This is a genomic window from Desulfonatronospira sp., assembly GCA_003563255.1.
Lineage (GTDB): Bacteria > Desulfobacterota > Desulfovibrionia > Desulfovibrionales > Desulfonatronovibrionaceae > Desulfonatronospira.
Genome location: PWSL01000015.1, coordinates 1 through 6,054 on the forward strand (window position 1 = coordinate 1; position 6,054 = coordinate 6,054).

3 protein-coding genes are annotated in these 6,054 nt (G+C 52.9%); all 3 read right to left on the minus strand.

Going from position 1 to position 6,054, the window contains the following annotated elements; genetic code table 11:
• Window positions 1–273: 273 nt before the first annotated feature.
• Window positions 274–2,322 carry a methyl-accepting chemotaxis protein gene (locus QZP87_RS00535; protein ID WP_291320975.1) on the minus strand — a complete coding sequence of 683 codons (2,049 nt, stop codon included), beginning with the start codon at window positions 2,320–2,322 and terminating at the stop codon, window positions 274–276.
• Window positions 2,323–2,337: 15 nt separating this feature from the next.
• The gene (locus QZP87_RS00540; RefSeq protein ID WP_291320976.1) at window positions 2,338–5,640 is read right to left on the minus strand and encodes a chemotaxis protein CheW; all 3,303 of its coding nucleotides are present in this window, start codon (window positions 5,638–5,640) and stop codon (window positions 2,338–2,340) included.
• A 212-nt stretch (window positions 5,641–5,852) separates the two neighbouring features.
• Window positions 5,853–6,054, minus strand: a 202-nt coding sequence (locus tag QZP87_RS00545) for a hypothetical protein (protein ID WP_291320977.1), incomplete at its 5' end; no start/stop codon positions are given.

Sequence of the window (6,054 nt, forward strand, 5' to 3'; positions counted from 1 at the left end):
CACCCCTCGTTCCCAGGCTCCAGCCTGGGAACGTTTAGTTCTTGCGGCTCCAGCCGCTTCTTCAAAATGTGGCTGGAGCCACAAAAAAATGGTGTTCCCAGGCTGGAGCCTGGGAACAAGAGCAAAAACTCTTCTCTGTATTGTTGCGGGCAAAGCATCACTATGGCGGTATATCATTATTTTTCTAATCCCTTACTGCTTGACGGCTTCAGGCCACAAAAAAGGGGAAGGTCCTTTGACCTTCCCCTTTCTGATTTCAAACTCTCCCGGCAGTTAGATCTTGAACCTGGAAACCAGTTCCTTGAGTTTTTCCGCCAGCTGGGAAAGCTCATCCGAGCTCTGCCTTACCTGGGCGCTGGAATTGCTCATCTCGCCGGCGTCTGTGTTCACCTCTGTAATGTCCTTGGCCACGTCCCCGGCCACTGTCGAGGTCTGGGCTACATTCTCATTGACCTCCTGGATGCCCTGGGAAGCCTGCCCTACGTTTTCAGCAATGTCCCGGGTGGCTGCGTTCTGCTCTTCCACCGAAGCTGCAATGGTGCCGATTATGGAGTCGATGTCATCGATGATGCGGCTGATCTCCTGAATCTCGCTTACAGTCAGTCCTGTGGCGTTCTGGATGCCGTCGATCTTCTCCTTGATCTCGTCCGTGGCCTTGGCAGTCTGCTGAGCCAGTTCCTTGATCTCGTTGGCCACTACGGCGAATCCCTTGCCTGCCTCACCGGCCCTGGCCGCCTCGATGGTGGCGTTTAAGGCCAGCAGGTTGGTCTGCGAAGAGATGGCCATGATGGTCTCGGTGACCTTACTGATCTCCTGGGCCGCGCTGCCGAGTTCGTCCACCCGCTGTGAACTGGTTTTGGACTTCTCTACTGCATTGCCGGTGATCTCCTTGGCCTTTTCGGTGTTCTGGGCGATTTCCGCAATGGTAGCGCTCATCTCCTCTGAAGAAGTGGCCACTGTGTTTACGTTGGTGGCCGCCTGCTCCATGGCTGCAGCCACTGAACTCATATTTGAACTCATCTCTTCAGCTGCAGTGGCTACTCCGCTGGCCTTGGAAGCCGTGGTTTCAGAGCGTTTGGCCATGTCATCGGAGATGGAGTTCAGCTCTGTGGACGAGGAGGCCAGGGTCTCCACCCCGCTGCTTATGTCTCCAAACATCTTGCGCAGGCTTTCAGCCATGTCGTTCAAGGCCTTGGCCAGTACTCCCACTTCGTCCTTCTGATTTATATCCAGGGTCTGGGACAGATCTCCCTCAGCCATGGACTTGGCGAATTCCACGCCCTTGGATATGGGTCTGGTTATGCTGATTGTCAGGATCGTTCCAAGTCCGACCGCCAGGATGGTCCCCAGAACCATACCCAGGATTATCAGCCACTGGGCCTGGCTCACATCGGCTTCGGCATCCGCCACTGCCTGACCCGAAATTTCAATATTCATGGACACCAATTCATCCAGTATCTCTATAGCTTCGCTTGCTTCAACCTGGATAGGCCCCAGAACCAGAGCGTTGATCTCATCACGCAAGGCATCTGCGTCAGCGGCAAAATCCAGAATATCGTTGAAATGCCCGAACACCTGATCTGCATATTGCTGCATTTCCTCCTGGTACAACCTTTCAGCCTCTTCCGTGTCGCCCTCGAGCAGGGCGTCCTGTATGCTTCTGATGACAGCATGAAACTGGTTGTGCGGATTGGTCATGGCCCTAAGCATTGCCAGCAGATCAGGGTTGTCATAATCCATATCCTGCAGCCACAGACCGAAATTGCAGGTCTCCGGGTCATCCATACCCTCAAATGTCTCCCCGGCTGTGATATAATTGTTTACATCCACCATGGCAGAGTAGTGATCTCCGCGGAAAAGGCGAAAGTCCGAAACCAGCAGCACCGGATTAAGTATCTCCAGGGACTCGAACTCCCGGGTCATTTCCTGCCACTGTACATTCAGTTCCGCCCAGTCGGCAAGTTCCTGCTCAAGCCGGGATGAGAGCCTCTCCTCTTCTGCAGTGGCCGGCAGGGTGAGGAAAAATTCCCATCTTTCGTAAAAATGCTCTCTGGCCCTTTCAAAATTGCCCATTCTTTCCTGACGTTCGTCCATTTCCAGGTCCGGGGACATAAGGGTGCGCTGAGCAAGTGTCATTTCCTCAAGAGCCACTTCAGCCTGAAGCAGACTCTGCACGCTGGACAGGCGCACCTCGCCCACCTCTTCAATATGTCCTCCCAGATTGGTAGCCCCTCTCCAGCCAATGAGGCCGACAACCAGGGTGATCAGGGCCACAATAAGAAATCCCCCGATGAGTTTGACGCTTAGCTTAATGTTTTTCATGCTTTCCTCCAGAAATTAGGCTGCTTTTTTATTTAAAAAATTGAATATGCTTTGCAGAAGCTTTTCCTTGTCCAGCTTGATCTGGTAGTCGTCTATGCCCACCTGTTTGCCCCGGGCCACGTCCTCTTCCCCGGCCAGGGATGTCAGGGCCAGAACCGGCAGGTGCGCAAACCTGGCATCGTTCTTGATATGCTCGGTAAGCTCGAACCCGTCCATGTTGGGCATCTCTAAGTCCGTGACCACCAGTTGCACCTCATGGGGGTTTTCCTGCATGTACTGCCAGGCCACTTCCCCGTCCTCGGCAGTGGTCACCTCGTAACCCTCGTTTTCTATGAATTTCTTGACCTGAGAACGGAAAAAGTCTGAATCCTCCACCAGCAATATTTTGCTGCCACCCTCAGGAGTCTCGGGCTGGACTATTTCGCGCTTTTCAAACCACTGCGGGTTCAGGGTTTCCATAAGTTCGTAAATATCAACTATCAAGGTGGTATACCCGTCCAGCACTGCAGAGCCGGTAATGCCGGTCTGCTTCAGGGTGAAATCGTCGATCTGCACCTGGACTTCCCTGGCATCCACCGGCTGAGAGGCCAGAAGACCGATCTCGTGCCCGGCCATGAAGAAAACAATGACCACCATTTCGCCTTTCAGTTCCAGGTGCTCCACGTTGACTGCCTCGTGCAGGGCGAATACCGGCAGGACCCCCCCGCGGTACTGAATAACCTTTTTCCCTCCGGTGACCTCAATATCATCTGCCTTGATAAGCTCTACCCTGGCCACCAGGTCCAGGGGCACGGCGCAGTGTTCATGGGGTCCGTTGTTGAAAAGAAACAGGCTGTGCAGGTCCGCTTCCTTGCGGACCTCCTGTTCCCGGGCAAGTTCCTGGGCCTTTTCCGTGCCGGCCATGGATGAAAGCTCAGCCAGTCTGGCCATACCGACCACGTCCAGAATAAGGGCCACGTGCCCGTCCCCCATGATGGTGGCCCCGGCATATCCTTCGCACCCCTTGAGATGCCGTCCCAGGGGCTTGACCACGATCTCCACGGAGTCATGAAGTTTATCCACCACCAGGCCGTACTTGAAGGCCCCGGAGTATACCACAACGATATTAATGTCTTCCTCTCCGGTAATGCACCATTTACTGGCTTCAATGACCTCTTTTTCCAGGGCGGTGCCCTCACCGCCTGATTTGCCCTGTTCACTGGTCTCTGAACCAGACTCTGCCTGCTTGCCCTGTTTGTTCTTTCTGGACTTGGCGGATTCTATGGAGGTCACCTTGGCCCTGGACCGGTGGTCCTTCTGATCGATCTTCAGAATTTCAGACAGTCCCACCAGTGGGATTAGCTCCCCCCGCAAAATGAGAACCTGGGCGTCTCCGACCACCTCGATTTTTTCCCGTACCTGTTTGGCGGGAATCTGAATGAGTTCATCCACATTGATCTGCGGAATGGCAAAGCGCTCGTTGCCTACAGAAATGAGCAGGCTGGGGATGATTGCCAGGGTCAGAGGAAGCTTGATGCGGATGGATGTCCCCTTCCCCTCTTCTGTGTCGATATCCACCTGACCCCCCAGGCGGTCCAGGTTGTTCTTGACCACATCCATGCCCACGCCGCGCCCGGAAACGTCGGTGATCTGCTCCGCAGTGGACAGTCCCGGCAAAAATATCAGCTGGGCCTTATCCTTGTCGGTCATGGTCCGGACCTGCTCTTCGCTGATGAGGCCCTTGTCCAGAGCCTTTTCAACAATTTTGTCCACAGGGATGCCCTTGCCGTCGTCAATAATCTCGATATTGACCTGTCCGGCGGCGTGAAAGGCCTTGAGCACTATCCTGCCCTGGGGTCGCTTGCCTCTGGTGACACGCTCGTCGGGCTTTTCTATGCCGTGATCCGCAGAATTGCGCACCAGGTGGGTCAAGGGATCGGACAAGCCTTCGATAATGGTCTTATCCAGCTCTACTTCCTTGCCTTCCAGCTGCAGTTCAATATCCTTGCCCAGGCTCTGGGACATGTCCCGGACCACTCTGGGAAACTTGTTGAAAACATTGCTTACCGGCTGCATTCGAGTGAGCATGATGGCTTCCTGCAGCTCCGAGGTCACCAGATCGATGCGCTGTCCTGCAAGGTTTACAGTCTGTTCGTCCTGGGTGGAAATGGCCTGCATAAGCTGGTTGCGGCTCAGCACCAGCTCACCGGCCAGGTTCATGAGGTTTTCCAGAAGGCCCACGTTTACCCGGAGGGATTCCGGCATGGAAGAGGTCTGGGGCTGGGCGTCGGGCTTATCCCTGGACATATTATCCTTGGATGGCTGTTTCTTTTCAGTCTGGGATTCTTTCTTCTGTGTTGGCCTGGGAACAGGTGCTGCAGCACTTATTTGCTCCTCTTGAAAGTCCGGTTTGGGTTTTTCAATTGGAGCATCATCTCCAGGCTCAATGTTCAGGCCTTCAAGATTCAGCTCATAAGATGACTCATCTTCTTCACGGCCTGCTTCTTCTTCACCAGTTTCATCCATTCGGCTGTAATCCTGCTCTTCCGGCTGAGCAGACTGTTTATCCCCGGATTGGACTACTGAGGCATCCACCTGGATTATTCGCTCACTGGGTACGGCAAACAGGCTGGTAATGATCTCAGGCTCAATTATGGAGGAAAAAAGGACAAACAGAGGGATTTTATTGCTGAATATTTCGTCTTCCAGGCTGCCCACAGCCTCCAGGTCCACCTTCAGATCAAGTATTGCCCCGGTGGACTGCATATCTTTAACCAGATCCAGAGGCTTTTGATCCTTCCGGTGTACATCATGAATCAGGTCAAATTCCAACAGATAAACAAATTTGCCACCTTTGAATGCCTGCTTAAAATCGTACTCGGGTAAACTGAAGATCTCGCGTCCTGAACGGTCCTGGACGGAGATCTCCCTGATAACACTGTCCTTTTCATCATCGTCCATTGTGGAAGTGGTAATACCTGTCAAGGCGGTCACATGCTCGGAGATATCCATGTCTTCGCTTTCATGGATATTATCCACCATCTCCCGCAACCTATCAAAGGCCAGCAGGATGATGTTGACGATTTCCGGATTGGGGGTTATCTCCATGTTGCGGATCATATCCAGGACATTTTCAATCTTGTGAGCCAGTTCCTTGAGGTTTATCAAGCCAAGGAACCCGGCACCGCCTTTCATGGAGTGCGCCGCCCTGAAAACCTTGTTTACCAGGTCCAGGTCGACATCTTCACCAGCTTCTTCAATTTTTAAAAGATCGCTTTCAATGTCTTCCAGATGTTCCCTGGATTCTTCTACATACATTTGCAAGGTTTCGTCATCCATTTATCTTCACCTCTTGGGCAGCCTGCTGCCTGCTATTCTGCCTGCGTTTGCTGCCGGCAGTTGTTCTGAACCCACCGTTGACGTACACGGATTATCAGAGAAATTTTTACCACTACAGCGAAACTTATTTATTTACCTCGGGGGACTGGCTCTTTTGCCGCCAACTTTTTAGGCGCTTAGCACAAATTTCGGAACAACATGTTGCTTCATTTTCAAAGAAAGCCAAGAGCTTTTGCCCACTGAACACACGGAAGGACACGGAAGCTTTTCTTTGCTCCCACGCTCTGCGTGGAAGCGTATCTGGATCCAGCACTCACTTTTGGCAATGGAGAAATACCAGAAAAAATAGTATTCAAAAGTGAGTGCTGGATCATTAATGGACGCGGAGCGTCCGGAAGATGTTCCCACGCAGAG